Raw genomic sequence first — 23,975 nt, 5'->3', positions numbered from 1 at the left:
CCATTCGTCATAGACGGCTCCGTATTCCCCACATGTGTGGGGGTGATCCTCTTTCTAGAAGGATAATTTATAAAAAATAAAGTCACGATTCATCAGCCCTATTGGCTAGTGAATCGTGACTATTTTTAAGCGGACTTTAAGTTGATCCTCGTAATCTTATGGGTGAGCTAATGAAATTATGGTACAAAAAAATCTAGTTACGAACGAACGCAACCAGCAGAATAGAAGTATGTGTACGGTTTAATGGTGTTAATAATGGCTAAAGGTCAATTAACTCCTCCAATAATCGCAAAACCGTGGCAGGCTCTCACCTGAATATGTGACTACATTATAACGTGAGAATCCGTGTCTGTAAACTCCTTTTTAAAGAAAATCTTAAAGCCACCACCCCAATAATAACAAGAGGGTGAACAAGGCGGGAAAACCCTGTAACCAGAAGATGGTGCGCTTGACGGTCAGGCTGCCGAACAACGCGACCACCACGATGTAGAGTAACAGCAGGGCGGTCGTCAGGTGTTGCGCGGTACCCGTCAACAGCCACTGGCTCGCCAGGATGACCACCCCTAACATCCCGTTATAGATCCCTTGGTTGGCGAGAGCCGTTTGGGCGGGGCGCTGTTGGACGAAGCTTAAAGGCATCCCGAACGCCTTGGATTGTTGGGCGGGGGAGCCCCAAATTTCGAGGGCCATGATGCCTAAATGTTCGACAGCAACTAAAATGGTTAGGCTAGTAATTAAAATTGTCATGCAAATTACTTCTTTCCGGTCCGGCAATGATGATAAAATTATTTATATCCGGAGCCATTAATTTGAATAAATAACGGATAATTTAAGCTAGTTTTTAGCTTGGTGTGTAGAATATTTAATTAAGGATATTTTTTACAGGGGAGCTCGAGTAACCTTCGGGGTAGATTGCAGTAGATTAAGCTTTCTGAAAATAAGAATGGAGGAATTACTAATGAGACTCCTAGACTTAAGTGGACAACAATTCGGCAGACTGACGGTTATTCGCCGGGACGGGACTGCCAAGAACGGTAACGCCACGTGGTTATGTAAATGTAGTTGTGGGCAACTGGTGACGGTCGATAGTTACCGACTGCGCCACGGCATCACGGTCAGCTGTGGCTGCTATCGACGAGATATCAGCAAAGCCCGGCTGACCCAGGATCCCCGGACGCGTAAGCAAATCGGTAACGCCACGAACTTACCCCTGGTTAACGGGTCTAACGTCGCGGCACTGACGAAGCTCAGTTCTCGGAACATTTCGGGCGTGATCGGCGTTAGCTTCGACAAGCGCTCTGGCAAGTGGGCGGCACGCCTATTTTACCACGGCCACTACGTTTTGAACCAAACCTTTAGTGATTTTTACGACGCCGTGGCGGCGCGTAAAGCCGCCGAACAAAAATTAGCCCAAAGTAACGAGATCGATTTGAAGGTCTCGGCAGAGGGTTAAGCACCAGCACATTGAATAGAAGCCAGTTAAGCCGATTCCGTTTGGGAGTCGGTTTTTTTGGTGGTTGCTAATTGAGAGACCACTCTTAGAGAACTTTAATTTGCCTTTCGGAGAATTCGTGTTATAGTGTTATAGAAAGATATAACACTAGTGGGGTGAAGAAAATGCAATTTGATGATAAGGTGCCAATTTATTACCAGATCAAGAATTACCTGTATCATCGGATGGTTGCCGGTGAATTGGGGCTCGGCGAAAAGCTACCGGCCGTTCGCCAACTGGCGGTAGATTTAACCGTCAATGTGAACACGGTGCAACGTGCCTTACGAGAAATGATCGACGAGGGCTACATCGCACCGCAGCGGGGGCGCGGCAACTTCGTGACCCAGGATGCGACTAAGATTGCGACGCTCAAACAACAACTAACGACGACTTATATTCAGGACTTGTACGGTCAATTACACGCGTTAAAGTTGACCGACGCGGAAATTATTGCTGAGATTAAAACCTATATTCAACAACGGGGGGACGCAGATGACCAACGCAATTGAGATTACCCAGTTAAATTATCGTAAGAACACGAAAACCATCTTAACGGACGTGAACCTCCAGTTAGCCCCGGGAAAAATCGTGGGTCTGTTGGGTGAAAACGGGGCCGGGAAGACCACGCTGATGCGGCTGATTGCAGGGGTCGCGAAGAACGCCAAGGGCACCATTGCCGTACACGGCGAAACCCGTGAGGCCCCACGCCGGGCCTTCGTTAGCTTTAGCGAGGCCCTCCAAGGGTTTCGACCGGCCGACAAACTGAGCCAAATTCGTGACTTTTACGCTTTGGCCTACCCGGATTTCTCGGCCAAAAAGTACTTGGATCTGATCACGTTTCTACAAATCGACGACGACCAGAAATTAGCGACGCTGTCGAAGGGAACGCGTGAGAAATTCATTATCGCGCTGACGCTCTCACGCGAGGCGGCGGTTTACCTTCTCGACGAGCCGTTTAACGGAATCGACAGTATGAGTCGCAAGCGTATTATTAGCAGCATTATTCAGTGGAAACAGGATTCGGCGACCATGGTCATTAGTGATCACTACGTCTCGGAAATTGCGGCGTTATTGGACGAAGTGGTGATCATCAAGGACCACACGGTGTGCGCCCACAAGAGTAGCGACCAGATTCGCAGCGAGTTTGGCCTGGGTATTGAAGCCTTTTACGAGAGCATTTATGAGGGGGACATTCACGATGACGAGCTTTAGTCACGATTTTCGAATCATGTGGCGGCCCAAGTTCCGCAACATGAACCAGCTATTATTTTTTAACCTGATTGCCGTGGTGATCACGATGGTCTACCAGATTTGGCAATTGGGGTTGGCCAACTTAGAAATGATCAGTACGGTGGTGGGCTGGGGGTTAGTCTTCGGGTTCGTGGCCTTCGTCCTGTTGACCCGCCAGAATGAACAGATGCTGGTCAGCGATACGTACCGGTTGTTGCCGACGAGCGATACTAAACTGTACCTTGCCAACCTTGCTACGTCGTTGGTGTCGTTGATCTACGTGGGGGCGGTTCAGGTCGTCTTGGTGTTGATTGGGACGGCCATGACCGGCAAGACGATTCGCAACTGGTTCCAGACCAACGTTAATTTCCAGATGAGTGCGGCGGATCTCCGTAACGTGGCGTTATACGGTACCACGTCGGTCTTCTGGGCCGTGGCCATCGTCTTGTGGATCTGGGTGTTCATCAACCTGATCCATTTCGGGACCAACACCATCAGTGCCTTCCTGCCAAACGTGCAGCAGCGCATCGTGAAGGTAATCTTGGCGGTGGTGTTGACCTGGGTCGCGATTCGCTTCATGAGTTGGTTGGCTCAGCTAGAAAGCCAAGTTTACAACCATTTCACGGCGGTCTCCGACATCACGCTCAACGCCACGGGCATCTGGCTGGACCTTGCAAGCCTGTTTGTAGCGATTGCGGTGGTGGCCGCGTTGAACATTTTCATGATGAAACGCTGGGTGGAAGCCAAATATTAAGTTAGAGTCGAAAAAAGCGAAATTCCCGTTGATGGGAATTTCGCTTTTTTATGTCTAGAGCACGATGTAGTAGCTCGGTTGCCAGACACTTTGATTGAAGACGCCGATGCCGTCGGATTCGTTCTGGGCGGCGACGTACTTACCGTTCCCCAGTGAGATGGCGTCGTGGTACGGCGCACTGTCGGAGCCCCAGAAGAGAATGGCGCCGGCCGGGGCGTTGGCCACGTCGTAGTGGTGGGTACCCAGCTTAGTTTGCTGGTACGTGGTCCGCGCACTCAGCCCCAAGGCGTATTGGACCAGGCCAGAACAGTCGAAGCCACTCATCGACGACCCGCCGTAAACGTAGGGCACGTTGCTGTTGGCAATCTTTAAGGCCGTCGCGATACCGCCGCCCGTGGATGCGGCCGTAGTCGTGGTCGAGGTGGTCGTGGTTTTAGTGGATGCAGTAGTAGCGCCAGTGGCGGTAGTAGTGTGATGCGCGATCGCCCCGCTGGTCGTGGCCACACTGGCGGTTTGGCCGTCCGGAATCGTTAATTTTTGGTTCACGTAGATCCGGTTGACGTTGGCCAGCTGGTTGGCGGAGACGATGGCGTTGACGGACACGTGATGCTGCTGGGCCAGGCTCCAGACGGTGTTGCCGGGTTGAACGCGCACCGTGCTGGCGCTGGCCTGGGCCCCGCCCAGCAGTAGGGCGGCGGCACTTAAGGAACCGAGTAAGATGGATTTGGTGAAAGCTTTAATAACGAATCACTCCATAACAAGAATTTGTAGGTACCTAACGTACAAGTTCCAGTATAGAAAAGTGAGGTTACTCGGTGGTTGCGCCCCGATAACAAACTTTGACGGTTTGATGACCAAGATGTCGGTTGTGACAAACACTTAAGCGGCTAAACGGTGGTCGTTTTCGATGGTTAGGTAAGTGAAGATTCTAACCGGTGTTGATAGTGCTTATATAGAAAGGCGAAGCGGTCCGTGGCCCCGGGCAGCCAGGGCTTTTTGGTGCCGCAGAAGTGGAGGAAGACGGTGTTTTGGATCACCCAGTTGAGGTCCCATTTGCCCTGACTGGTGGCCTGATAGGTGAGATTTTTGCGGACATCGTAGTTGTAGATGACGTCGGGCACCGCCAGAGTGTCGTCGGCGTAGAGCTTGTTGAGCACGTCCTGGTCGGGCAAGAGGAGTTCGTCGTGGTGGTCGCGAATAATGGCAAAAATCTTGGCCGCATCGACGACTTGACGGGCCCGGTTCAGGTTGATGAGGAGGACTCCGGAATTGAAATAGTGCGGCGTGTTGGTGGCCAGCCGGTACTGGTTAACGGTTCCGGTTAGGTTGAAAAAGTCGGTGTGCATGGCCGCTGCGTAAAGGTTTTGGCTGAGATCCGTTTGGTAGAACGGGGTGAAGTCGTTGACGACCAAGATGTCGGCGTCCAGGTAAAGAATCTTATCGACCGTGGCGGGTAAGAGGTCGCTGGCCAGTAACCGGTAATAGATCGATTTGGGGTAGCGGTCGGATAACGGTGCATCGGCGAAGAGCGTCTCGTCAACGATGATGGGATGGTAGGCCATGTCTAAGTGAGTCAGGGTGCGGATCACTTGGTCGCTATGGACAAACGGGTGGTCTTGAATCACGTACACGTGAATGGGGTCGGTCGTGGTGGTATTTTGCCGTAGGGAATACAGGGTCGTGAGCATGCGGTCGACAAAGTGATCATCGACCGCAAAGAGTAAGTTGAACGCCATGGGACACCTCCAAGTTAAGTTACTTCTAGTTTAAAGGGTGGGGGCAGGTGGGTCCATTAAGGTGGTCAGAAAGTTTTGCAAGGGCTGATCCAAGTAGCCGCGCTTCCGGGTCAGTGCGAAAAAGGTTCGTTGGGCTAGGGGCAGGTCGAGGTCAAAGTAGTACAGATTGTGGTTGGCGATGCTTTGACGAATCTCATCGGTGACGAAGGTGGCGCCTAATCCGTGGGCGGCCAGGTGAAAGGCCGTTTCTAATTGATACATTTCGTATTTGATCTGGGGATGAAAGCTTAGCGCCGCGCAAATCAAATCCATGCGTTCCCGAAAGTTGTTGGTGGCCGAAACACTGATGAAGGGCAGCCGTTCTAACCAGGTGATGACGGCCGGTTGCGGCTCGCCTTGCAGGAAGTGGGTCAGTTGGTTGGCTTGTGCGACCGTGATGAGGGATTTAGGAATCGCGAGAACCACCTGGTCGGTCAAGACGGGTTGGACCACCACCTTACGGGTATCGATGTGCCCGCAGTGGATGATTAAGTCGACGTTCCCGGCGTAGAGTTCCTGGTTCAGCAATTCGGAATTGCGTTCGAGAATGTGAACTTGTACCTGTGGGTAGCGGTGCTCATAGGCTAGTAACGTGGTGGGAAGGTAGTAAGAATTAAAATATTGCGACGATCCAATTCGAATCGTTCCGGTGGCCTGCCCTTGCAGATCGGCCAATTCGTGTTGGAAGTCGGCTTCGGCGTTGCGGACCTTGAGCACCGCTTGTAAGTAGAGGTGGCCTTCCGCCGTGAGGGCCAGCGGCTTTTGACTCCGGTCGAACAGGGTCACCCCGAGCTGTCGTTCGAGCTTGGCTAGGGAAATACTTAGGGCGGGCTGCGAAAGGTAAAGGTTTTTGGCGGCCTGGGTGAGGTTCCCGGTCTGATAAATTTCGTAGAAGTAGCTTTGAAATTGGTCCATGACAGCATCCTCCATAAATATTATTTATGCAAAGTAAATTATCTGTATTAGATTTTATACCATTGTGAATCTATTATCAAGATGTGACCAACGAACTAGGAGGATGAAGACCATGCACGCAATTGAGAAACTCCTCGCGGTAAAGGCGGGGGTCGACCGGGTTCACGCGGGCCAGATTGTGAACTGTGACGTCGACGTTGCTGGAATTAATGACCTGTATTACCAAACGGTGAAGTCATTTTACGAGATGGGCGGGAAGAAAGTTAAACATCCGGATGACGTTCAAATCTTCTTCGACCATTACGCGCCGTGCGCGACCGTGATCCAAGCTGAGGACCATAAGAAGTTTCGGGCGTTTGCCCACGAACAGGGAATCGCTAATTTGATGGACGTCAATCAAGGGGTCTGCCACCAGGTCGTGGTGGACCGGGGACTAGCCAAGCCCGGCGAAATCGTGGTGATCACGGATTCCCACTCAACGATGCACGGGGCATTAGGCGCTTTCGGGACCGGGGTCGGGGCGACGGATCTTGCGACGATTCTGATCACCGGAAAGTTGTGGTTCAAGGTGCCGGAGGTCATTCGGATCAACTTAACGGGCCGGCTGCAACCGGGAGTCTACGCCAAGGACGTCATTTTACATATCTTAGGGGACCTCAAAGCCGACCACGGAATCTATAAGGCCATCGAGTTCGCCGGTCCGGCGTTAACGGATTTCACCATTTCCGAACGCCTAGCGCTGTGTAACATGACCACCGAGATGGGGGCGGCTACCAGCTATATCCAACCGGATGACCGCACCCGGGCCTTCTTAAAGTCAAAGGGGGTCACGGATTATCCCGTGTACACCACCGACGCCGATTATCAGTATGAGGAAGACCTCACCTACGATATTAGTCAGATTGAGCCCCAAGTGGCCGCACCGGCCGACGTCGATAACGTCCACGACCTGAGCAATTATCAGGGAATCCACGTGGATCAGGCCTACATCGGGTCGTGTACCGGCGGTCGACTGCAAGACTTCGCGATTGCGGCCAAAATTTTAAAGGGCCACCACATTGCCCCGGATACCCGGTTAATCATCGTCCCGGCCAGTGGTGAGGTCACCCGGGAATGTATCGCTCGGGGCTATATTCAAGACTTGCTGGATGCCGGAGCGACCCTGTCACCTTCGGGGTGTGCGGCCTGCATTGGCATTCATCAAGGGTTGATTGCGGCGGATGAGGTCTGCATGTCGACGTCGAACCGGAACTTTCCGGGACGGATGGGCAGTTTAAAAGGGCAGATTTATTTGGCGTCACCGGCAGCCACCGCGACGGCGGCGTTGACCGGTCAGATTACGGATCCCAGAGACTACGTGGAGGCTTAATCATGGAAACGTTAAGAACGGGTCAAGCACATGTATTCGGCAACAACATTGATACGGACCAGATTTATCCGGCACGCTTCATTGAATACACCGAGGAAGCCGACATTAAGAAGTATGCCATGGCGGGGAGTGACAATCCGGATTTCGTCCAAGAAACCCAGCCGGGTGACCTCATTGTGGCCGGAACCAACTTTGGTTGCGGGTCCTCGCGCGAACACGCCGCAATTACTTTGAAGGGAAACCAGGTGGGCGCCGTGGTGGCGGAATCCTTTGCGCGAATCTTCTTCCGTAACGCGATTAACCTGGGAATCCCGGTCATTACCTGTCCGGGCGTCCACGCCCACGTGCAGGCGGGAGACCGGTTGCAACTAGACTTGAAGGCCGGTGAATTTAGGGACCTGACCAATGGTTGGACGGCCCCGGTAGAACCCCTTGACGAGTACATCATGAATATTCTTTCTCACGGGGGCATCAAACCCCTAATGCGCGCACTAACGAGCCAGGGAAAGGTGCGCGATTGACATGGCCGTTAAGTATAAGGCGTTCACGCTACCGGTAATCCTGGGCATCGTCATTTGGTTGGCGAGCCCCCTCCGGCCAGCCGGTATCTCGTTAGTGGCCTGGCACCTGTTAGCCCTCTTTTTAGCGACCATTGTGGCGTGTATCACGCAACCTTTACCGTTAGCCGGGGTGGCTATCGTCGGCCTGACACTATTACTGGTCTTGCGGATTGCCCCGATTGAGACGGCCATTCAGGCGTTTGGCAATAAGACCGTCTGGTTGATTGCGATGGCCTACATGATTTCGCGGGGCTTTTCGAAGACCGGCTTGGGACAACGGTGGGCGCTGTGGTTTGTCAAACTATTTGGGAAAAAGACATTGGGGCTGGCCTACGCCATTGAGGGGATCGACCTGGTCACGGCCCCGGCCACTCCCAGTAATACTGCGCGGGCTGGAGGAATTATTTACCCGATCATAAAGTCGTTGTCGGAAACCTTTGGGTCGACGCCTAAGCAACACACGGAACGGGATATTGGAGCGTACCTCATCTTCACGGAATTTCACGCGAACACCGTGACCAGCGCCATGTTTATGACGGCGATGGCCCCCAATCTGATTGCGTTAGGCTTGGCTGCGTCGTTTGGCATCAAGATTTCGTGGTTTGGTTGGTTCTTGGCGGCCTTGGTACCCGGCATAATCTGCTTGATCACGGTGCCGTACCTGATCTATCGGCTATATCCGCCGAAGATTAAGGAGACCCCGGATGCCCGGGACTGGGCCCAACGCGAACTGACCAAGATGGGGCCCATGCAATTACGCGAAAAACTCATGATGGGCATCTTTGTTCTGGCCCTAGTACTGTGGATTTTCTCAGGAATGTTGGGGTTGGATGCCACGGTCGTCGCCTTCATTGCGGTCGCGTTACTCCTATTGACGGGGGTGTTGACCGCTCAGGACGTCTTGCAAGAAACCGGGGCGTGGAACGTGGTGGTCTGGTTCTCGATTCTGATCTTCATGGCCAATCAGTTGAATCAGTTAGGGTTCATTCCGTGGTTGTCACACGTGATTTCTCATCAGTTAAGTGGGCTGAATTGGCTCGTCGTTCTCCTGATTCTGGTGGTCGTTTACTTCTACTCGCACTACTTGTTTGCCAGCCAGGCGGCTCACGTGACCGCGATGTATAGCGCGCTGTTAGGGGTGGCGTTAGCGGCCGGAGTCCCGCACCTTCTGGCGGCCTTACTGCTAGCTTTGACGTCGGCCATTTACGCGTCTACCACGCAGTACGCCAATGGCCCGGCTTCCGTCTTCTTCGGTTCGGGGTACGTTCAGCAGAATGATTGGTGGCGGTTGAACTTCATTTTAGGACTGTACTACCTGGTGATTTGGGTGGGGGTTGGTCTGGGCTGGATGAAACTCATTGGAATTTGGTAACATTGATAAGTCCGGCTAAATCGGCCGGATTTTTTTAGTGAGATTTCCAAGGTTACGAATCGTCTGAATTGCGTTGGTCGCGAGTTTCTAGGTAGAATTGACCTATTGAGGAACTGGGATTGAAAGAATTGAGGCCAAACGATATGGAAAATTTCACGTTTGTTGGGGACGTTCACGGGGCGGCGAGCGACTTGCGAGTTTTGTTGACCGACCCGGTAGTGGCGGCTAGTCGGCTGATCTTCTTAGGTGATTACATCGACGGGCGCACGACCCGGCGGTTCAGTGACCACGTGGAATCGGTCTTGCGCGATCCACTGGGCGTCTTAACGCTGATTAAAGAACGGGTGACTCAGCACGGTGACGTGGCCTTACTGGGCAATCACGATGACTTTTGGCTCCAGACTGCTCGCCGTGATGATCTGACCTATCAGACCTGGAAAATCAACCACGGGGTGCAGACCTGGCGGCAGTTGGGGATTCACTCGACGCGTTTAAACCGAGTCAGTGCGGCCTTGAACCACGAGCCGCTACGCCAATTCACCGAATTTCTGGCCCAATGTCCGTTGACCTGGGAGACGGATCACCTGTTTGCCGTTCATGCGGGCATCGATTGGCACCGTTCGGTTAACGATCAGTGTCGTGACGATCTCCTATGGATTCGCGGTGACTATTACTTTCGCGACGATGCGCACCGAGATCTGGGGTGGCACCCTAACGATTTGGGCAAGGTGATGGTCACCGGCCACACGCCAGTACAAACTCTGCAGGGACCGGGGAAGGCCGGCTACTTAAAGTTACAGGCGAACGACCATGACGTGCCCCGGTACCTAATTGATGCGGGGAGTCACACGGACGCCTATGACGGCGGCGTGTTGGCTCTGACGTTAACCCCCGGTGGGCAACTAGTGCAGGCCGTTCGGGCGGTTAAGCAGCGCCTTTATTCTGGAACCCAACCGTTAAGCGAGGCCATGGTTAATCAGCGCGGCGGAATGGCTTAAATTTTACGAGGGTAGAAAAGCCGGCTTGACGGCTTTTTTGTTGGGAAACGTGCTATGATAAAGGCCTAATCATGCTTGGACGAGGAGGAACTGGGATGGAAAGCAACGCACGGGTCGCCGAGATGATGGTACGGTTGATGAGCGGTGAAACGCTGAAACAGGCTGACTTAAAAAAACAGTATCAAATCAGTTTGCGGACCTGTCAGCGAGACATTGCGTATATCCGCCAGGCCCTGACGGAATACCGTGTCGGGGAGATTGAGGAACGACCGGGAACTTACCGCTTAGCTCGACAAAGTGAAACCGCCGATCTCGAAATGGTCCTGACCGCCAGCAACATTTTACTGGGATCACGGGCGTTAAATTCTCCCGAACTCGCCGCGACGTTAGACTTCTTAAGTGCCAGTCTGTCACCGGCGATGCGGGCGGTGGTTCGTAAAGAATTAACGATTCCCCGGGGGAGTTATACGCCCTTGTCGCGACCCAAGCCGTTGCTTCACCGGTTACGAGAAGTGGCCGACTGTATTAATAATAACCAGAAACTCACGTTTACCTATCTGAGTAGTCGGGCCACGGAACCTAAACCGTTGCGCCATCACGCCCAACCCGTGGCCCTGTTCTTCGAAAATTACTACTTTTACGTGGCCATGCTGAGTCAGGAGCGGGGGGGATACTGGCTGTACCGTCTGGATCGGATCGGGGAGATTCTGGAAAAAGAGATCGGTGAGAAGTTAGATTACGCCAAGCGCTTCTCCCTTCAGGATCACCGACAGCAAACCTACCTGCTGGATTCCGGGTCGCTGACCCAGATTCGCTTCGTCTACCGTAACTATCTCCAAACGGTACTGGACCACTTTCCGGGGTCCCGGGTCTTGGAGACGTACCTGGATGGGAGTTACCTAATTGAAGCCTACGTTAAGGTGGACGGCGCGATGTTTTGGTTGCTCAGTCAGGGTGCCCACCTGCAAGTGGTGTCACCGCCATCGCTGGTGAACCGAATGCGTGACGAATTAACCGCCGCGCGGGATCAATACTTAAACTTTTAACGGTTATCATGACCGAATTAGTCATCCAAAAATGATTTGGGTGGCTAATTTTTTTGAAAAACTTTTGATTTACCGGTTTAGGTGCCAAATTATGACGTGCCCACTTTGTATAATGGTTCTCAGTGATTGACACCGGTACCATTCTCGCTGTATTGGGGAAGGTAGGGGGCAGTCGAAAAAAGTTTGGGAGGAATTGACTCATGCAAAAATTGGTTAAAACGGGTTTAGTGGTCGCCATGGGCTTGACCATGACGGTTGCCGGCGCACCTTTAACGGCGAATGCGGCTAGCAAGACTAAGGTGTTATCGACACGGAACATTGCGTCTAAGGCGGTTCACGGTCGACAGGGTAACATCTACAGTGGGGTGAAGTTAAGCAAGGTCAGCCACAAACTGAAGAATTACCGCTACACGACTTGGTACGCCACCAAGAAGGCCGTGGTTAAGAAGCACGGTAAGAAGGCTTATGTGACCTACATCAAGTCCGGCGCCAAGCGAGGCTGGGTTTACAGCAAATACTTAACGAACGGCAAGGCGCCGTTCAACAAGCCCAAACAGATGAAAAATGATCTGATTGCGACGAACAGGGCGGCACTGTCGAGTGGTAGTGCTAAAGTGCAAGATATAGTAAATAATCGGGATACGTATAGCGATTTAGGTAACGCTTTGGTGGGTAATGACTATAACTGGCATGCAGAGGATATGCGAAAAATCCAAGCCGGACTTCTTAATATTTACGATGTCTACAAGGGGCGTTTTAGTAAAACACAAAATGCCGATTTAGCGGCTATGGCAAAAAAGGTGGATGCACTGCAAATTTCCGATGATTGGGATAGCGATGCTTCTAGTACATTAGAAACTTTCAGTAACACCCTCGGTGGCCTAATCGCCGATCTCTAAATCGTCAAGACATCATTTGAGCGTTTTACGCGAAAAATGGTGTCTTTCGTGTACGCTCAGAAATGGAGGTATTCAGATGAAATTCAAAAATATTTGGTGGCTGGCTTTAGTTAGTCTCGGACTCATCGGGGGCGGCTACGCACTAAACTCGTCCCAGTCCGCCCAGGCTAAGACCCGTTACACCACTAAAACAACGCCCGTGAAGGCCCGGGGTACTTGGTATTCGCGCACGGCCTGGGCCGGGAAGATGGTGATCCAGAAGCACGCCGTTCGCTGGTACCAACAAACCAATGGCAAGTGGCAATTGGCCCACCAACTTAAGGGCAAAAAGCTGGTCGTTCGGCACGATAAGCGGCAGAACCACGCCGTTTTCGGTTTCTTTACCCCGAAACAAAAGTACGATGATTTTAGCTACCTGACCACCGAAAAAGTGGACGGCAAACGAACGGCGGCATTGGTCAATCTTAACGGCTACACTTACTACCACACCATGCCGCTTGCCCGTGCGGCGGATTAACCCCAACAGGAAAGGGAGTTAGCACATGGGTATGGGAAACGGGTTGGCCTTGGACCTCGTTACGGGTTCACTCATGGCCCTTTTCGACATAAACATTGGGATGTCGCAGCGGTCTTTAGTGAATCGGATGGGCGACGAATTGACCGCCGCGCGGGATTACTTCTTAAATTTTTAAGGATTAACAGCAGATTAGTCACCTGAAAATTATTTGGTTGGCTAATTTTTTGAAAAGCTTTTGGTTTACCGGTTTAGATGCCAAATTATGACAGGGGACCGGGGTATAATCAATAGCGTTGATTGAAACCGATTTCAGTCAAACATAAACGATCGGAGGAACATTATGAAGTTAATGAAACTGGTCGGCGTGGTCGGGTTGACGACCTTCCTGGGGGTTGCCACGGTAGCGCCCGTGCCGACACAAGCCAAGACACGGACGCTGAAAGTCACCAAGGTCACCAAGCGAGGGTACCACGCGACTAAGGGGAAAATCTATACGTCCACTAAACTGACCAAGGTTCGTGCGCAGGCCAAGGCCACTAAACACGCGACCCTCTACGTCACGAAGCACGCGAAGATTCAAAAGGGCCGGCACGCGGCGGTGTATTACTACATAAGCAATCAGAAGTTTAAGGGCTGGCTCTGGCACGGTTACCTGAAGAAGGCGCCGGTTAAACCAGCCAAGACGGCGACTAAGGTAACGACCCCAGCGACGAACACGACCACCCCGGCCAAGTCAACGGTCACGACGGATTGGCAAGCCCAGGCGAACCAAGATTTCTTGGCCGCGGTAAACAAGTACCGGGCCCAAAAGCACGCGGCGCCGTTAGTGATCGATAGTCAGTTCATGCAACTGGCGGCCAGTCGAGCTAACGATTCTAAGGAACTCGGCGATATTGACCATTACGACCAGGCGGGGAACTTTATTGCCTTTGACCGGGCCCCTCAATTCGGGATTACTTCGGGCGTTTCGGAATGTCTCTACATGGAAAGTGGTAATGATCCGCTGGGTGTTGGGAAACGGGCGTCTTATGAGTACCTGTACGATGATGCGGATTCTAACTGGGGCCACCGGGACAACCTATTGTATCCGGAATCGACTAAGATTGGGATTGGCTGGGCTCAAAAAGGCGACACCATCTACAACGCCATTAACGAAGACTACTAAGGACTGGTAACACTAGCGGACTAAACGCTGGTTCACGGGGGAGTTGAGCATAGCCCCTGGTAATTAGGCCTAAATAAATCGGCTTCACCCCACACTAATCACGTGGGGTGAAGCCGATTTTAACGTTAACGGTTTTGCTGGATGATTTTTTCGGTTTGGGTTTGTAAGGTACCCATAGCCTTTTTGGGGGACTGGTGCTGGCTGGCCATCTTGTCGGTCGCTTGGCTAAGGGCTACGAGGTACTGCGGGTAGCCCAGAAAAGCGACGTCTTGAAACCCAAAGGGCAATGATTGATTGGCCGCCTTAGCGGTTGGGTGCTGGGCCAGGTAGTGCTGATAATTGGCGTCCTTTTGGGCGGCCTTAGTCAACGGCAAATATCCGGTCTTTTGCGCCCAATAGGTGGTCTGTGGCTTGGCGAGCATAAATTTCATGAAGGCCGCGGCGACCTTGCGTTGCGCGGTGGAAGCGGACTTGAACAGCACTAGATCGTTACCGGCAATCGACGTGGCGTGGCGCCCCCGATAACTGGGCAGTGGGGCCGTGCCCCACTTGAGTCCCTTGGGCGCACTGGCCTGGACGATGGGGATGGCCGCCGATGACCCGCAGTAAAAGAGGGTTTTCCCGGCAAAGAACTGGGTGCTGCCGTAGCCGTCCGTCCCGGCAGTCGTGGCGGTTTTGGCGTTCAGCATATCGGTGATGACGTGGGTCGCGCGCAAGGCCGACTGACTGTTGGCGTTAACCTTAAGCTTGTCGGAGACTAGCGGCGTGCCGGTCTGTTGAATCAAGTCGTCGAGTTCGCTCATGAAACTTTGGTCAAAGGCCACGCCGGTCAGTCCCTGTACCTGAACCTTTTCACCGTCCTGCGCGAGTTCGGACCAGGTCTTAGGAATGCGCAGTCCGGTTTGTGCTAATAGCTTGCGGTTATAGAACAAAACCCGAGCCGATTTGGAGAACGGAAACGCGTAGGTCTTCCCCCGATAACTGGCCGAATCCAAGAAGACCGGGTAGACGTCCTTTAGGTCGCTAGTCTTGAGGTAGGGGGTTAACGGCGTCACGAAGCCTCCTTGGACGTAGGTCGGTACGTTGGTGTAGGCGGTTTGGGCGATGGTGGGCAGGGTCTGGGACTTAGCCGCCGCCGTAATTTTTTGTTGAAGGTTGGCAAAATTTCCCTGACCACTGGCGACGACCTTATAGCGGGTTTGCGAGTGGTTGAATTGACTGATGAGGTGGTTAAGGGTGACCTGGTGTTGGTCGGTCATCCCGTGCCAGAAGGTGATGGTGACGGGCTTAGTTGTTGTGGCGTGAGATTGAGCGCAGGCCGTTAGCGTACTCACGGTCAACAGACCCAGGCCTAAGAGGAGAAATTGGCGAAGTCGTTTCATAATGGTGGATTATCCTTTCAAGTTCGCTCGGGTGATGCCGGCGATAAGGTATTTTTGTAAGAACAGGTACAAGATCAGTAGTGGGAAGATGACGAAGACCGTGGCGGCCATTAGTAACGGGTAATCGGTGCCCGTCTCGCTAGTAAAGGTGACTAGCCCCACCGGTAAGGTTCGGAGGCGGGGGAAATTGGTGATGATGAGTGGCCACATGAAGGCGTTCCAGGAGCCAATAATCTGTAACACGGCGACTGCGGTGATCGTCGGACGATTAGCGGGGACCAGAATCTGCCAGAGATACTGCCAGTTGCTGGCCCCGTCGAGACGCGCGGCGTAGTAGGTGGTCGCCGAAGCGGTGTTAAAGGCCTGACGCAACGTAAACATGGCAAAGATGCTGGCCAGCCAGGGGATGATGAGGGCCGCATAGGTGTCCACCCAGTGCAGACGAGTCATGGTGATAAAGTTGGGAATTAATAAGAGTTCCCCGGGAACCATCATCAGGGCGATCAGGCCGTTAAAGAGAATCCGGCGGCCGTAGAAGCGCAGGTGAGTGAAGGCGAAAGCAGCCAGAATACTGGTCACCAGTTGGCCGACCGTGGTGGTGAGCGTTACGACTAAAGAGTTCAAGCAGTATCTGGCAAACGGCGCGGCGTGCCAAGCTCGCGGGTAGTTGAGCCATTGCCAGGCGGGCGGTAAGCGTAGCTGCGGTCCGGTGAACGTGGTCGCCGCCGGTTGTAAACTGGTGACTAGCATCCAGACAAAGGGCAGTAACATGGTGAGCGCACCCAAGGTTAAGACCAGGTAGGTCAGACTGAGTTTAACTGATTTCATCCGCGTTGGCCCCCTCGCCACCAGGCGTGCCGGTGAAAGTAAAGCGCCGCTAAGCCGGTGATTAGAAGAATCAACCCGAACAATACCACGCCACAGGCCGCGGCAACGGGGTACTGATTCTCCACGTAAAACTTCTGGTAGAGGTAGTACATCAGCGTAATATCGGCGTTAGCCGGCCCCGCGGTTCCGTGAAACAACGCGTAGATCTGGTTGAAGACCTTGAAGTTGGTGATGATGGCGTTGACCGTGATGAGCACGGTCATGGGCGTGAGTAACGGCCAGGTGACGTTGGTTAGTCGTTGCCAGGTCGAAGCGCCGTCGAGGTTGGCGGCTGCCTGGTAGCGGGGATCGAGATGGTTAAGACCGGCGAGAAACAGGATGATATTGAAACCGAGATTTTGCCAGATACAGACGATGATCAGGGCGCCCAGCGCATAGTGGGGGTCGTTGAGCCAGTCAACATGGGTTCGTAATAACGCGTTAAGCAGGCCGTTGTCCCGGTGAAATAGCCAGTTCCAGACCAACGAGATCGCCACGGTTGAGGTGACGAACGGAAGAAAGTAGACCGTGCGAAAAAAAGTAGCTAGTTGGGGGAGCCGATTTAATAATAGGGCGGCCCCGAGGGCGAGGAACACCGTGGCGGGGACCACCCCAATCACGAAAAAGAGGGTGTTACGGAGGGCTAAGTGAAAGTCGGGGTCGTGCCAGAGAAACTGAAAATTGACCATTCCGAGACCACCGACATGGTTGGTAAAGTAGTTGTAGTGGGTGTAGCCACTCATCAGAAACGTGGTGATTAACGGCCATAGCGTAAAGACGCCCACGATTAGGAGCAGGGGGGCCAGATAGAGAAGCGCGATGAGGGTGGATTTGAGGGTCGGTTTAGCGTTAAGCATCGGCATCACCGTCCCAGAGGCAACGCCCGTCGGCGGCAAATAGAAAGCTACCGGCTGCCTGTAAAAACAGGGTCGTTGGGGATTGAGTCCCAGTTAAAGGAACTTGGGAACTGATCAGGCGACCGATCGGAGAGTGAACGAGGGTTTGCTGGTCCCGGCCAATTTGAAGCTGACGCTCGAGAGTAATGGGGAGCTGACCTAAAATGGGTTGGTTGGTAGTAGTAAAAGTGAGCGCCTCGCTTCGAATGCCGAAGGTGGCCGCCTGTTGGAGGCGCTCCGGGGGAATCTCCGCGTGGATAAAGGGGCGGATGGCGGCCACATCGATTAGGTTAATGGGAGGGGTGCCGATGAATTGGGCGACGAACTGGTTTTGCGGGTGGCGATAAAGTGCCGCACCCGTCCCGCTTTGTTGGATCCGCCCGTTGGCTAACACAATGATCCGGTCAGCGATTCTAAGGGCGTCGTCCTGGTCGTGAGTAACTAGCAGGGTGGTGACCCCGGTCAGCCGTTGGATTCGGCGAATTTCATCGCGTAGTTCGAGTCGTAAAGCGGCGTCGAGGTTGGACAAGGGTTCGTCGAGGAGCAGTAAAGCGGGCTGCTTGATGAGGGTCCGGGCTAGGGCGACGCGCTGCTGTTGCCCCCCGGATAGGGCCCGAGGAAACTTGGTTAATTGATCGTCAACGTGGACCAGTTGGGCGTATTTCTGGGCCTGAGCATAACGGGTAGCCCGGTTGACGTGAGCCATCTTGAGGGGAAAGGCGATGTTGTCTAGGACGCTGAGGTGCGGATATAAGGCGTAGTCTTGAAAGACCATCCCAACGTGACGGTGCCGCGGGTCCTGATGGGTCACGTCGGTCCCGTTAAAAAGTAGGTGCCCGGCACTAGGGGTTAGGAGGCCGGCTAACAGGTTGAGTAAGGTGGTTTTCCCGCTGCCACTGGGCCCCAGTAAAGCCACCAGTTCGCCGTCTTGCACCGTGAAATTGAGGCGGTCAAGCACGGTTTGTTGGGCGTAACGTAAGGTGATATCGGTGAACTGAACTTGCACGGGGACCCCTCCTTTAGTTAATGAATGGTGACAATTACGCTTCATTATAAACTATTTGAAATGCCGTTGGTATGGTGAGATGACGATGAATGGACTGTGATGGTTATGGACGGTGATTAATTTTAAAAACGGAAAAATTAAATGTTAGCCCAAAGTGCTGGCCCCTAAAGGGCGTTGATGGGTGACGGGACAAGGCTTCGTGTGCGGAAAGACCAAACACTGTGGCGGTGTTCTCTAATGGGGAAAGGACATTATGTGTCTTCTTTTGTATTAATAAATTTGTAAGACGTTAAACCAGTTTTGACTGGTCGGGGTGACTATGATAGGGGACGAAAAGGATTGAAGGAGGGAAATCATGAATCCGAACAATTATCATCGGCAAATCTCAACCGGGGCGACCCGGGTTTATTGGCAACGGCTACGGCAAGCGGCGACACCGGTCAATTTGTCCTCGCTGATGGCGCTGACCGTTGAATTGGTTTTTGAAAACGTGGAATCCGTGACTATTGATGCGCCGGCCATCACGGAGATGTGGCTACTCCCCGAGGAAACGGCAACAACGTCGCAGGACCTAGTGGGCTTTGGTCTACAGATTCACCGTGCCAGCACTCACTTTCACGCCCACACCTTTGGGATGACTAAGCCGCGGGAAAGTGACGGGCGTGATCGCTTGATGGCTTACCAGGACGTCACGCAATTAATCATTCACACGGCTACGACGGACCGCCACTACCCGGTCGTTTGGAATCCGTTATCGAAATCCGATCAGGAAAATCTAAACCAGCACGTGGAACTAACGGCCGACCAATTAACGTTGTGGGCCTGGCCCGTGACGACCAACCGGTGGACCGACATTTTGCCGGCGACGGATGATTCGTTGAACTTTTCGGCGATGGTCGGGGAACTAACGACCCAGTTGGGCGAGGAGTACGACGAGCCTAAAGTCCGAGCCATTCTGACGGACGTTCTCACGGAACTACGGAGTTTTAGCGACTTGGCCGAATGGACCACCCAAAAACATTTGGTAGTGACCTACCAACCACGACAAGCCGATCGTCCCTGGGCCGAAAAGTTACACGATGATACGGACGGGCAGGATTACGGGGGACTATATCTGTGTTCGTACCCGGCGTTATTGGGGATGGACGTGACTTTACCGGTGGATTATTTCTGGGAAGGCCTGGCGTGGTTATTGTGGGAAATCACCTTCTCGGGGGCGGAATCTGTGGAGCGGCAACAAAACATCCAACGATTTAAGGATGACTTGAGTCAAGCCGACCGGGAATACCAGGATTTTCGGGCGGCGACGGCTAAAATGAAACGCTTCTGGGATGCTTACGTGACCCACCACGTAACGGCCCCAGATTTGGCGGCTACGGTGGCCCACTTCTGGCCGTTAACGGACGGGGTGCCGGAACACTTGCGAGACGATGCGAACGACGAACCGGTGACCGTGATGCGGCAGGATCCGCAACTGCTGGCGGAGTTCATGGCCCGATTTGGGGCGGCGTATCAGGCGTTTGAAACGGCGGGTAACCAATCGGCTGCGGGTCACGATTAAGGAAGACGGTCATGCCAATGAAAATTCCTTTAGAATTATCAGATGAAGCCATTCAACAAATTGGGACGGTCATGCAGGAAATGGCCCTGAAGGCCTTTAAGGTGGCCGGGAAACGGCAGCAATTTAACCCCTATATGACTAAAAAGGAGGCGGCACAATATCTGCACGTGTCGCCCGTGACCTTAGCCGCCTTTATCCGCCAGGGGTTACCGGTCGTGGTGGTCGGTAATATTCGGCGAATTAGTCGGACTGCGGCGGACCAGTTTATGGTGGCGCATCAGCTTTGAGCCCTAGTCAAGGTGGCCCAAGATTGTTGCGGCGCACCCGTACACATAAACGTAAAAAAGCCCCTGACTACTGGAATTGTCGGGGGCTTTGGTGAATCCAATGATACAATTTTTTTGTACTTTGAGTATAGCAGAGGTTAGGCTGAAGAAGCTAAGTCATAACTTAAAACTGCTAGCGATTAAAATAGGCCAAAATAAAAGCGCTGATTTACCAGGGCCTATTCTGGTAGAAAACTTAGTGAATGCCGAACAGAGTATGCGCCGAAACATTGAAATGATGGAGTATCAGCGGCGTTACTTTCAGTGATACTATAACGGTCTGGCAATGCAAGAACAGGGGGAACTGTGGGCCGGGTATTCATCCCATGATACCGAAGAGAGCCAACTAGAGCGGAACACCCTGGCCGAGATAGGACAGATACTAGAGGCATGTGCATGGCGCTATGGCTTAGAGCAGGATGTACACGTTGAGTCTGGAGAAGATAGCGGACGGGTAGGCGTTAGCAACATGCCTGATTTATTGGAGTTGATGGCATGATGGAAGATGATTTGATTGTTGGTGACTGGCCGAACAGGTTTACCGTGCGTCTCATGGTACGCTTGTGGTGGCGAGCAGAACATGACTTTAGTTTCTTGGATGAATATGCCATGAGACAGACGAAATAGCTGTATTACCGTCTCTCGTACGTAAATGATGATGAGCTAGAATTATTGCGATTAAAGTATTTCCGGCGTGATAGGGGATGCAGTGGTAGCCGAGCATTACCAGATGCCATTTAAGGAGTTCAGAGCGTGGCGCTTGACGGTGGTTGGAAAGCTAGAACCGTATAGATATAAATCGAATAGAACTCAGAAACCCTAGCGTCTCTGCTGGGGTTTTGTTATGCTTACAATCGAAATAGCAAATGGGAGATACTTATGTTAAAGAAAAAGATTAGTGACTTAACTAAAGAAGTAGAGAATGCGTCAAAAGAAGATTCTAAGTTAACGGAAAAAGAAAAACGCCAATTAATAACCAAAGCAAGAAAGACGAGTAATCAGGTACAGAAAAAGATTAATATCTTTGATGAATGGACCGAAAGAGGAGCATTGTATTTGATGGTTCCAATGGGTGCTGTTTTTGCTTTTTGGGGAATTCTTTTCTTAGTTCAAGATAATAGAAACTATATTCTTTTGAACAGCTACAGAGCAAACTGTTTAGGCCTTATTGGTACGGGGGGAGGGTTGCTTTTATTGGGCATTTCGTACTTCATTACTTCGAGAAGCTCTATAGAAAAAAAGATTCATTTATAATGATAGCTGCAGTAATTGCGTTCAGCGTTTCTTTTTTGGGTATTGGGAATATGTGGGTTAATGCTGAGTTTTGGATTAGTGTAATAATTTACTCTGCAGTTATTTGTTTGATTCAATTTATAAAAATAGGAGTTACTGCCCTTCATAAAGCGGTTATTGACTCTAAAGACCGATTGACAATTATTATTGCAGTTATTGGATCCATTATCGCTATGGTAGCCTTATTTAAATAGAGGAGATGGATGACCATGAAACAAAGTGATTACATACAGGAATTGCTTGGCTTGATAAATCAGCAGCATAGTGATTTACAAAATGAGCTAAATTGGTTTTTAGCTCTAATTGGATTAATGATGGTAATCGTTGGGTTATTACAATGGCGATTATCAGAAAATCAAATTAAAAAAATGAAGGCAGATTTTAGAAATGACTATGGAATTGATTCACTTAATAAGGCATTAGAGGATAACACAAAATTGAATGAACAATTAATTGATAATATTGCAGCAAGTTTTAAAATTCAGATTAACACATCAGGAGCCTTGCTTCCCTGGACAATAGAAGAGAGGCCGGAAGCTTTTAAGGGGAATATTGTAAGTAACTTTACAGCTTCTCTAAAATCTGCGTATTTTTTAGATGCTTTATCTGGCGATGTATTAAAAGAGGCTAAAGCATTACTTGAAAACTATATGCTTCTAACTGTTAAAGAGTCAGCGGTAAAAGAAATGAGTTATCCAATTGTAAAAAATGTAGATACTGGTGTGCGGGTGATAGAAAGAGCTTTTTCAGAACAATCCGTGGATGTAAAAACTATTAATGATTTTGAAAAAGCAAAGCAGCAATACTATGAAAAGTTTAATGTGAAATGGCAGTTGGAAAATTATACACCTCAAGATAACCCGACAACTCGCTCATAAAATGATTGACAATGAAGGATGTTCATATGAACATCCTTTTTTGTATTTCCATCTATAGGTGCATCAGACGCTATTTCATGGAATGAGTATGTTGGTTTATGAAACGCACGTCCTATTTACGCACATGAGGGGGATAAAAAAACTCACCGACTTATTAGACGATGAGTTTACTGCCCCCAATGCAAGTAATTTTTTTCCTAAAAGGCTACCAAAAAGGTTACCATATTGCGCCGGCTATTAAAATAGACCAAAATAAAAGCGCTGATTTACCAGCGCTTTAGGGATCATCTCATCCCGCAAAAAGTCTTATATGGAGCCGGCGGGGATCGAACCCGCGTCCTAGCATATCGCCACCCCAGCCTCTACACTCATAGGCAGACTACTTAAATTTTCACCCAACAACTTGCCGCCTGTCAGGGCCAACATGTTGAGCTAACCTGATTCAGCTCTTCTGAACAGCTCCAGGTGGAAGCCAGTCAGCGTAACCCGTTAAATTTAGGACCCAGATCTAGCCCGCGGGTAAGACTAGGAGGATCTACGTTAAGCGCCTATTAAGCAGCTAAAGCGTAAGAATTGTTATTATTTTTTGCAGTTATAATAAACTGGACCTTTTAACGTAGATGCCGCTACGGAGTGCAACCAAGGCTCGACCTATACCAGTCGAATCCAGAACGGCCCCAAAACGATACTCATTAAGTTTACCATACTCCGCGGCACCTGCAAAATATTTCGCCCAATCGCGGTTAATTTAAGGAAAATTCCGGTCGGACAGTATAGTATAATAGGTAATTACGAGGCCGCAACGTTTCGGCTGCCGCTAAAAGTTACAGAAACTTCACGATTCTATCATGGTGCGGTCTGATTCACCGGGTAAGCTCGGGATGATATAACCCACCAACTTTTAGCCGGCCACAAATTAGAACCATTTTGGAGGTCGCCATTATATGAAGTTATTGATGATTGAAGACAACCATTCCGTCTCACAAATGATGTCGATGTTTTTTAAAAAAGAGAAGTGGGACGCACAGTTTGCCTACGATGGCAACGAAGCCGTGGAAATGTTCGCCGCCAGTCCGAACGACTGGGACATGGTCACTTTAGACTTGAACCTACCCGGCTTGGACGGGATGCAGGTCAGTGCCGAGATTCGTAAGTTGTCGCCAACGGTGCCGATCATCATGTTGACCGCCCGGGACTCGGAAAGCGATCAGGTCTTGGGGTTGGAAATGGGCGCCGACGATTACGTTACCAAGCCGTTTAGCCCGATTACGTTGATTGCGCGCATCAAGGCCCTACATCGCCGGGCCGAACTGGGCCCCGTGTCTAAGGGCAGCGAAGAACCGACGTTGGACGACACCGAGTCGTTTGACGTGGTCACCGAACACTTCAAGCTCAACACCAAGACCCGCGAAGCTTACCTCAACGGCCGGCAAATTGAGGACCTGACGCCTAAGGAGTTCGACCTCTTGAAGACGCTGGCCCAAAAACCGCGGCAAGTGTTCTCCCGTGAGCAGCTCTTACAGCTGGTCTGGGATTACGAGTACTATGGCGACGAGCGGACGGTGGACGCCCACATCAAGAAGTTGCGGCAAAAGATCGAAAAGGTTGGCCCGCAGATCATTCAGACGGTCTGGGGCGTGGGGTATAAATTTGACGATAGTGGAGCCGAATAAC

The 23,975-nt window shown here is 51.5% G+C and carries 28 protein-coding genes and 1 other RNA gene; 20 read left to right on the top strand and 9 right to left on the bottom strand.

Annotated features, from left to right (window positions below):
• Positions 1-375: 375 nt before the first annotated feature.
• On the bottom strand, positions 376-747 hold the full coding sequence (locus FD25_RS00910; RefSeq protein WP_057800717.1) for a DUF1304 domain-containing protein: 372 nt from the start codon (positions 745-747) through the stop codon (positions 376-378).
• Between the two features lie 211 nt (positions 748-958).
• Between FD25_RS00910 and FD25_RS00905 the strand changes: the two genes are divergently transcribed.
• The 4 genes from FD25_RS00905 to FD25_RS00890 all read left to right on the top strand — a co-directional run bounded on the left by FD25_RS00905 (position 959) and on the right by FD25_RS00890 (position 3,476).
• Entirely contained in the window at positions 959-1,453 is a 495-nt protein-coding gene (locus FD25_RS00905) for an alcohol dehydrogenase (protein WP_057800716.1), read from the top strand.
• 164 nt (positions 1,454-1,617) lie between these two features.
• Entirely contained in the window at positions 1,618-2,001 is a 384-nt protein-coding gene (locus FD25_RS00900) for a GntR family transcriptional regulator (RefSeq protein ID WP_057800715.1), read from the top strand.
• Complete coding sequence (locus tag FD25_RS00895; RefSeq protein ID WP_057800714.1) at positions 1,985-2,704, top strand: ATP-binding cassette domain-containing protein; 720 nt, start codon at positions 1,985-1,987, stop codon at positions 2,702-2,704. The genes FD25_RS00900 and FD25_RS00895 overlap by 17 nt, the downstream gene beginning before the upstream one ends.
• Positions 2,691-3,476, top strand: a complete 786-nt coding sequence (locus tag FD25_RS00890; protein WP_057800713.1) for a hypothetical protein — start codon at positions 2,691-2,693, stop codon at positions 3,474-3,476. The genes FD25_RS00895 and FD25_RS00890 overlap by 14 nt, the downstream gene beginning before the upstream one ends.
• 54 nt (positions 3,477-3,530) lie before the next feature.
• On the opposite strand, the gene FD25_RS14445 is transcribed toward FD25_RS00890, so the two are convergent.
• From FD25_RS14445 to FD25_RS00875, 3 genes are all read right to left on the bottom strand, one after another.
• Positions 3,531-4,130 carry a LysM peptidoglycan-binding domain-containing C40 family peptidase gene (locus FD25_RS14445; protein ID WP_057800712.1) on the bottom strand — a complete coding sequence of 200 codons (600 nt, stop codon included), beginning with the start codon at positions 4,128-4,130 and terminating at the stop codon, positions 3,531-3,533.
• Positions 4,131-4,387: 257 nt separating this feature from the next.
• Complete coding sequence (locus FD25_RS00880) at positions 4,388-5,212, bottom strand: glycosyltransferase family 8 protein (RefSeq protein WP_057800711.1); 825 nt, start codon at positions 5,210-5,212, stop codon at positions 4,388-4,390.
• 30 nt (positions 5,213-5,242) lie between these two features.
• Complete coding sequence (locus FD25_RS00875) at positions 5,243-6,166, bottom strand: LysR family transcriptional regulator (RefSeq protein ID WP_057800710.1); 924 nt, start codon at positions 6,164-6,166, stop codon at positions 5,243-5,245.
• A 112-nt stretch (positions 6,167-6,278) separates the two neighbouring features.
• Here FD25_RS00875 and FD25_RS00870 point away from each other — a divergent pair, with 112 nt between their 5' ends.
• The 9 genes from FD25_RS00870 (at position 6,279) to FD25_RS00835 (ending at position 14,092) form a co-directional block, all read left to right on the top strand.
• Positions 6,279-7,535 carry a 3-isopropylmalate dehydratase large subunit gene (locus FD25_RS00870; RefSeq protein WP_057800709.1) on the top strand — a complete coding sequence of 419 codons (1,257 nt, stop codon included), beginning with the start codon at positions 6,279-6,281 and terminating at the stop codon, positions 7,533-7,535.
• Between the two features lie 2 nt (positions 7,536-7,537).
• The gene (locus FD25_RS00865) at positions 7,538-8,056 is read left to right on the top strand and encodes a LeuD/DmdB family oxidoreductase small subunit (protein WP_057800708.1); all 519 of its coding nucleotides are present in this window, start codon (positions 7,538-7,540) and stop codon (positions 8,054-8,056) included.
• 1 nt (position 8,057) lies between these two features.
• Positions 8,058-9,467: a DASS family sodium-coupled anion symporter gene (locus FD25_RS00860; RefSeq protein WP_057800707.1), complete on the top strand. Its 1,410-nt coding sequence runs from the start codon at positions 8,058-8,060 to the stop codon at positions 9,465-9,467.
• Positions 9,468-9,610: 143 nt separating this feature from the next.
• Complete coding sequence (locus FD25_RS00855; RefSeq protein WP_057800706.1) at positions 9,611-10,465, top strand: metallophosphoesterase; 855 nt, start codon at positions 9,611-9,613, stop codon at positions 10,463-10,465.
• Between the two features lie 95 nt (positions 10,466-10,560).
• The gene (locus FD25_RS00850) at positions 10,561-11,511 is read left to right on the top strand and encodes a helix-turn-helix transcriptional regulator (protein WP_225428530.1); all 951 of its coding nucleotides are present in this window, start codon (positions 10,561-10,563) and stop codon (positions 11,509-11,511) included.
• A gap of 200 nt (positions 11,512-11,711) precedes the next feature.
• Positions 11,712-12,410 (top strand): hypothetical protein, encoded by a 699-nt coding sequence (locus FD25_RS00845; protein ID WP_057800705.1) that lies wholly within the window; start codon positions 11,712-11,714, stop codon positions 12,408-12,410.
• Between the two features lie 76 nt (positions 12,411-12,486).
• The gene (locus tag FD25_RS00840) at positions 12,487-12,927 is read left to right on the top strand and encodes a hypothetical protein (protein ID WP_057800704.1); all 441 of its coding nucleotides are present in this window, start codon (positions 12,487-12,489) and stop codon (positions 12,925-12,927) included.
• Between the two features lie 25 nt (positions 12,928-12,952).
• On the top strand, positions 12,953-13,102 hold the full coding sequence (locus FD25_RS13990; RefSeq protein ID WP_157050043.1) for a hypothetical protein: 150 nt from the start codon (positions 12,953-12,955) through the stop codon (positions 13,100-13,102).
• A gap of 165 nt (positions 13,103-13,267) precedes the next feature.
• Positions 13,268-14,092, top strand: coding sequence for a CAP domain-containing protein (locus FD25_RS00835; protein ID WP_057800703.1), 825 nt, complete (start codon positions 13,268-13,270; stop codon positions 14,090-14,092).
• Between the two features lie 125 nt (positions 14,093-14,217).
• Here the strand turns inward: FD25_RS00835 and FD25_RS00830 are convergent, their stop codons facing one another.
• Genes FD25_RS00830 through FD25_RS00815 form a run of 4 tightly spaced genes read right to left on the bottom strand, consistent with a single transcriptional unit; the run spans position 14,218 to position 18,243 of the window.
• Positions 14,218-15,474 carry an ABC transporter substrate-binding protein gene (locus tag FD25_RS00830; RefSeq protein ID WP_057800702.1) on the bottom strand — a complete coding sequence of 419 codons (1,257 nt, stop codon included), beginning with the start codon at positions 15,472-15,474 and terminating at the stop codon, positions 14,218-14,220.
• A 9-nt stretch (positions 15,475-15,483) separates the two neighbouring features.
• On the bottom strand, positions 15,484-16,302 hold the full coding sequence (locus FD25_RS00825; RefSeq protein WP_057800701.1) for a carbohydrate ABC transporter permease: 819 nt from the start codon (positions 16,300-16,302) through the stop codon (positions 15,484-15,486).
• Entirely contained in the window at positions 16,299-17,198 is a 900-nt protein-coding gene (locus tag FD25_RS00820) for a carbohydrate ABC transporter permease (protein ID WP_057800700.1), read from the bottom strand. The genes FD25_RS00825 and FD25_RS00820 overlap by 4 nt, the downstream gene beginning before the upstream one ends.
• Positions 17,191-18,243, bottom strand: coding sequence for an ABC transporter ATP-binding protein (locus FD25_RS00815; protein ID WP_057800699.1), 1,053 nt, complete (start codon positions 18,241-18,243; stop codon positions 17,191-17,193). The genes FD25_RS00820 and FD25_RS00815 overlap by 8 nt, the downstream gene beginning before the upstream one ends.
• Positions 18,244-18,598: 355 nt before the next feature.
• On the opposite strand from FD25_RS00815, the gene FD25_RS00810 reads away from it, so the two are divergent.
• The 6 genes from FD25_RS00810 (at position 18,599) to FD25_RS00780 (ending at position 22,301) form a co-directional block, all read left to right on the top strand.
• Complete coding sequence (locus tag FD25_RS00810) at positions 18,599-19,804, top strand: hypothetical protein (protein WP_057800698.1); 1,206 nt, start codon at positions 18,599-18,601, stop codon at positions 19,802-19,804.
• Positions 19,805-19,815: 11 nt separating this feature from the next.
• The gene (locus FD25_RS00805) at positions 19,816-20,091 is read left to right on the top strand and encodes a helix-turn-helix domain-containing protein (protein WP_057800697.1); all 276 of its coding nucleotides are present in this window, start codon (positions 19,816-19,818) and stop codon (positions 20,089-20,091) included.
• A 534-nt stretch (positions 20,092-20,625) separates the two neighbouring features.
• Positions 20,626-20,757 (top strand): hypothetical protein, encoded by a 132-nt coding sequence (locus tag FD25_RS14370; RefSeq protein ID WP_263862332.1) that lies wholly within the window; start codon positions 20,626-20,628, stop codon positions 20,755-20,757.
• Between the two features lie 252 nt (positions 20,758-21,009).
• The gene (locus FD25_RS00790) at positions 21,010-21,384 is read left to right on the top strand and encodes a hypothetical protein (RefSeq protein ID WP_057800694.1); all 375 of its coding nucleotides are present in this window, start codon (positions 21,010-21,012) and stop codon (positions 21,382-21,384) included.
• Positions 21,384-21,617 (top strand): hypothetical protein, encoded by a 234-nt coding sequence (locus tag FD25_RS00785; RefSeq protein WP_057800693.1) that lies wholly within the window; start codon positions 21,384-21,386, stop codon positions 21,615-21,617. The genes FD25_RS00790 and FD25_RS00785 overlap by 1 nt, the downstream gene beginning before the upstream one ends.
• 15 nt (positions 21,618-21,632) lie before the next feature.
• Positions 21,633-22,301, top strand: a complete 669-nt coding sequence (locus FD25_RS00780) for a hypothetical protein (protein ID WP_057800692.1) — start codon at positions 21,633-21,635, stop codon at positions 22,299-22,301.
• 308 nt (positions 22,302-22,609) lie between these two features.
• On the opposite strand, the gene ssrA is transcribed toward FD25_RS00780, so the two are convergent.
• Positions 22,610-22,980, bottom strand: a transfer-messenger RNA (tmRNA) gene (gene ssrA / locus FD25_RS13830).
• 265 nt (positions 22,981-23,245) lie between these two features.
• Between ssrA and FD25_RS00775 the strand changes: the two genes are divergently transcribed.
• Entirely contained in the window at positions 23,246-23,974 is a 729-nt protein-coding gene (locus FD25_RS00775; protein WP_057800691.1) for a response regulator transcription factor, read from the top strand.
• Position 23,975: the final 1 nt, after the last annotated feature.

The sequence above is a fragment of the Levilactobacillus acidifarinae DSM 19394 = JCM 15949 genome (assembly GCF_001434835.1).
GTDB classification, from domain to species: Bacteria; Bacillota; Bacilli; order Lactobacillales; family Lactobacillaceae; genus Levilactobacillus; species Levilactobacillus acidifarinae.
Note: the sequence above shows the minus strand (reverse complement) of the source record. Positions and strands in the feature narration are given on the sequence as shown.

What these genes read in the sequence shown, in the direction of transcription:
- FD25_RS00910 (WP_057800717.1), bottom strand. Translation starts at nt 747, where the DNA reads ATGACAATTTTAATTACTAGCCTAACCATTTTAGTTGCTGTCGAACAT.
- FD25_RS00905 (WP_057800716.1), top strand. Translation starts at nt 959, where the DNA reads ATGAGACTCCTAGACTTAAGTGGACAACAATTCGGCAGACTGACGGTT.
- FD25_RS00900 (WP_057800715.1), top strand. Translation starts at nt 1,618, where the DNA reads ATGCAATTTGATGATAAGGTGCCAATTTATTACCAGATCAAGAATTAC.
- FD25_RS00895 (WP_057800714.1), top strand. Translation starts at nt 1,985, where the DNA reads ATGACCAACGCAATTGAGATTACCCAGTTAAATTATCGTAAGAACACG.
- FD25_RS00890 (WP_057800713.1), top strand. Translation starts at nt 2,691, where the DNA reads ATGACGAGCTTTAGTCACGATTTTCGAATCATGTGGCGGCCCAAGTTC.
- FD25_RS00880 (WP_057800711.1), bottom strand. Translation starts at nt 5,212, where the DNA reads ATGGCGTTCAACTTACTCTTTGCGGTCGATGATCACTTTGTCGACCGC.
- FD25_RS00875 (WP_057800710.1), bottom strand. Translation starts at nt 6,166, where the DNA reads ATGGACCAATTTCAAAGCTACTTCTACGAAATTTATCAGACCGGGAAC.
- FD25_RS00870 (WP_057800709.1), top strand. Translation starts at nt 6,279, where the DNA reads ATGCACGCAATTGAGAAACTCCTCGCGGTAAAGGCGGGGGTCGACCGG.
- FD25_RS00865 (WP_057800708.1), top strand. Translation starts at nt 7,538, where the DNA reads ATGGAAACGTTAAGAACGGGTCAAGCACATGTATTCGGCAACAACATT.
- FD25_RS00860 (WP_057800707.1), top strand. Translation starts at nt 8,058, where the DNA reads ATGGCCGTTAAGTATAAGGCGTTCACGCTACCGGTAATCCTGGGCATC.
- FD25_RS00855 (WP_057800706.1), top strand. Translation starts at nt 9,611, where the DNA reads ATGGAAAATTTCACGTTTGTTGGGGACGTTCACGGGGCGGCGAGCGAC.
- FD25_RS00850 (WP_225428530.1), top strand. Translation starts at nt 10,561, where the DNA reads ATGGAAAGCAACGCACGGGTCGCCGAGATGATGGTACGGTTGATGAGC.
- FD25_RS00845 (WP_057800705.1), top strand. Translation starts at nt 11,712, where the DNA reads ATGCAAAAATTGGTTAAAACGGGTTTAGTGGTCGCCATGGGCTTGACC.
- FD25_RS00840 (WP_057800704.1), top strand. Translation starts at nt 12,487, where the DNA reads ATGAAATTCAAAAATATTTGGTGGCTGGCTTTAGTTAGTCTCGGACTC.
- FD25_RS13990 (WP_157050043.1), top strand. Translation starts at nt 12,953, where the DNA reads ATGGGTATGGGAAACGGGTTGGCCTTGGACCTCGTTACGGGTTCACTC.
- FD25_RS00835 (WP_057800703.1), top strand. Translation starts at nt 13,268, where the DNA reads ATGAAGTTAATGAAACTGGTCGGCGTGGTCGGGTTGACGACCTTCCTG.
- FD25_RS00830 (WP_057800702.1), bottom strand. Translation starts at nt 15,474, where the DNA reads ATGAAACGACTTCGCCAATTTCTCCTCTTAGGCCTGGGTCTGTTGACC.
- FD25_RS00825 (WP_057800701.1), bottom strand. Translation starts at nt 16,302, where the DNA reads ATGAAATCAGTTAAACTCAGTCTGACCTACCTGGTCTTAACCTTGGGT.
- FD25_RS00820 (WP_057800700.1), bottom strand. Translation starts at nt 17,198, where the DNA reads ATGCTTAACGCTAAACCGACCCTCAAATCCACCCTCATCGCGCTTCTC.
- FD25_RS00810 (WP_057800698.1), top strand. Translation starts at nt 18,599, where the DNA reads ATGAATCCGAACAATTATCATCGGCAAATCTCAACCGGGGCGACCCGG.
- FD25_RS00805 (WP_057800697.1), top strand. Translation starts at nt 19,816, where the DNA reads ATGCCAATGAAAATTCCTTTAGAATTATCAGATGAAGCCATTCAACAA.
- FD25_RS14370 (WP_263862332.1), top strand. Translation starts at nt 20,626, where the DNA reads ATGATGGAAGATGATTTGATTGTTGGTGACTGGCCGAACAGGTTTACC.
- FD25_RS00790 (WP_057800694.1), top strand. Translation starts at nt 21,010, where the DNA reads ATGTTAAAGAAAAAGATTAGTGACTTAACTAAAGAAGTAGAGAATGCG.
- FD25_RS00785 (WP_057800693.1), top strand. Translation starts at nt 21,384, where the DNA reads ATGATAGCTGCAGTAATTGCGTTCAGCGTTTCTTTTTTGGGTATTGGG.
- FD25_RS00780 (WP_057800692.1), top strand. Translation starts at nt 21,633, where the DNA reads ATGAAACAAAGTGATTACATACAGGAATTGCTTGGCTTGATAAATCAG.
- FD25_RS00775 (WP_057800691.1), top strand. Translation starts at nt 23,246, where the DNA reads ATGAAGTTATTGATGATTGAAGACAACCATTCCGTCTCACAAATGATG.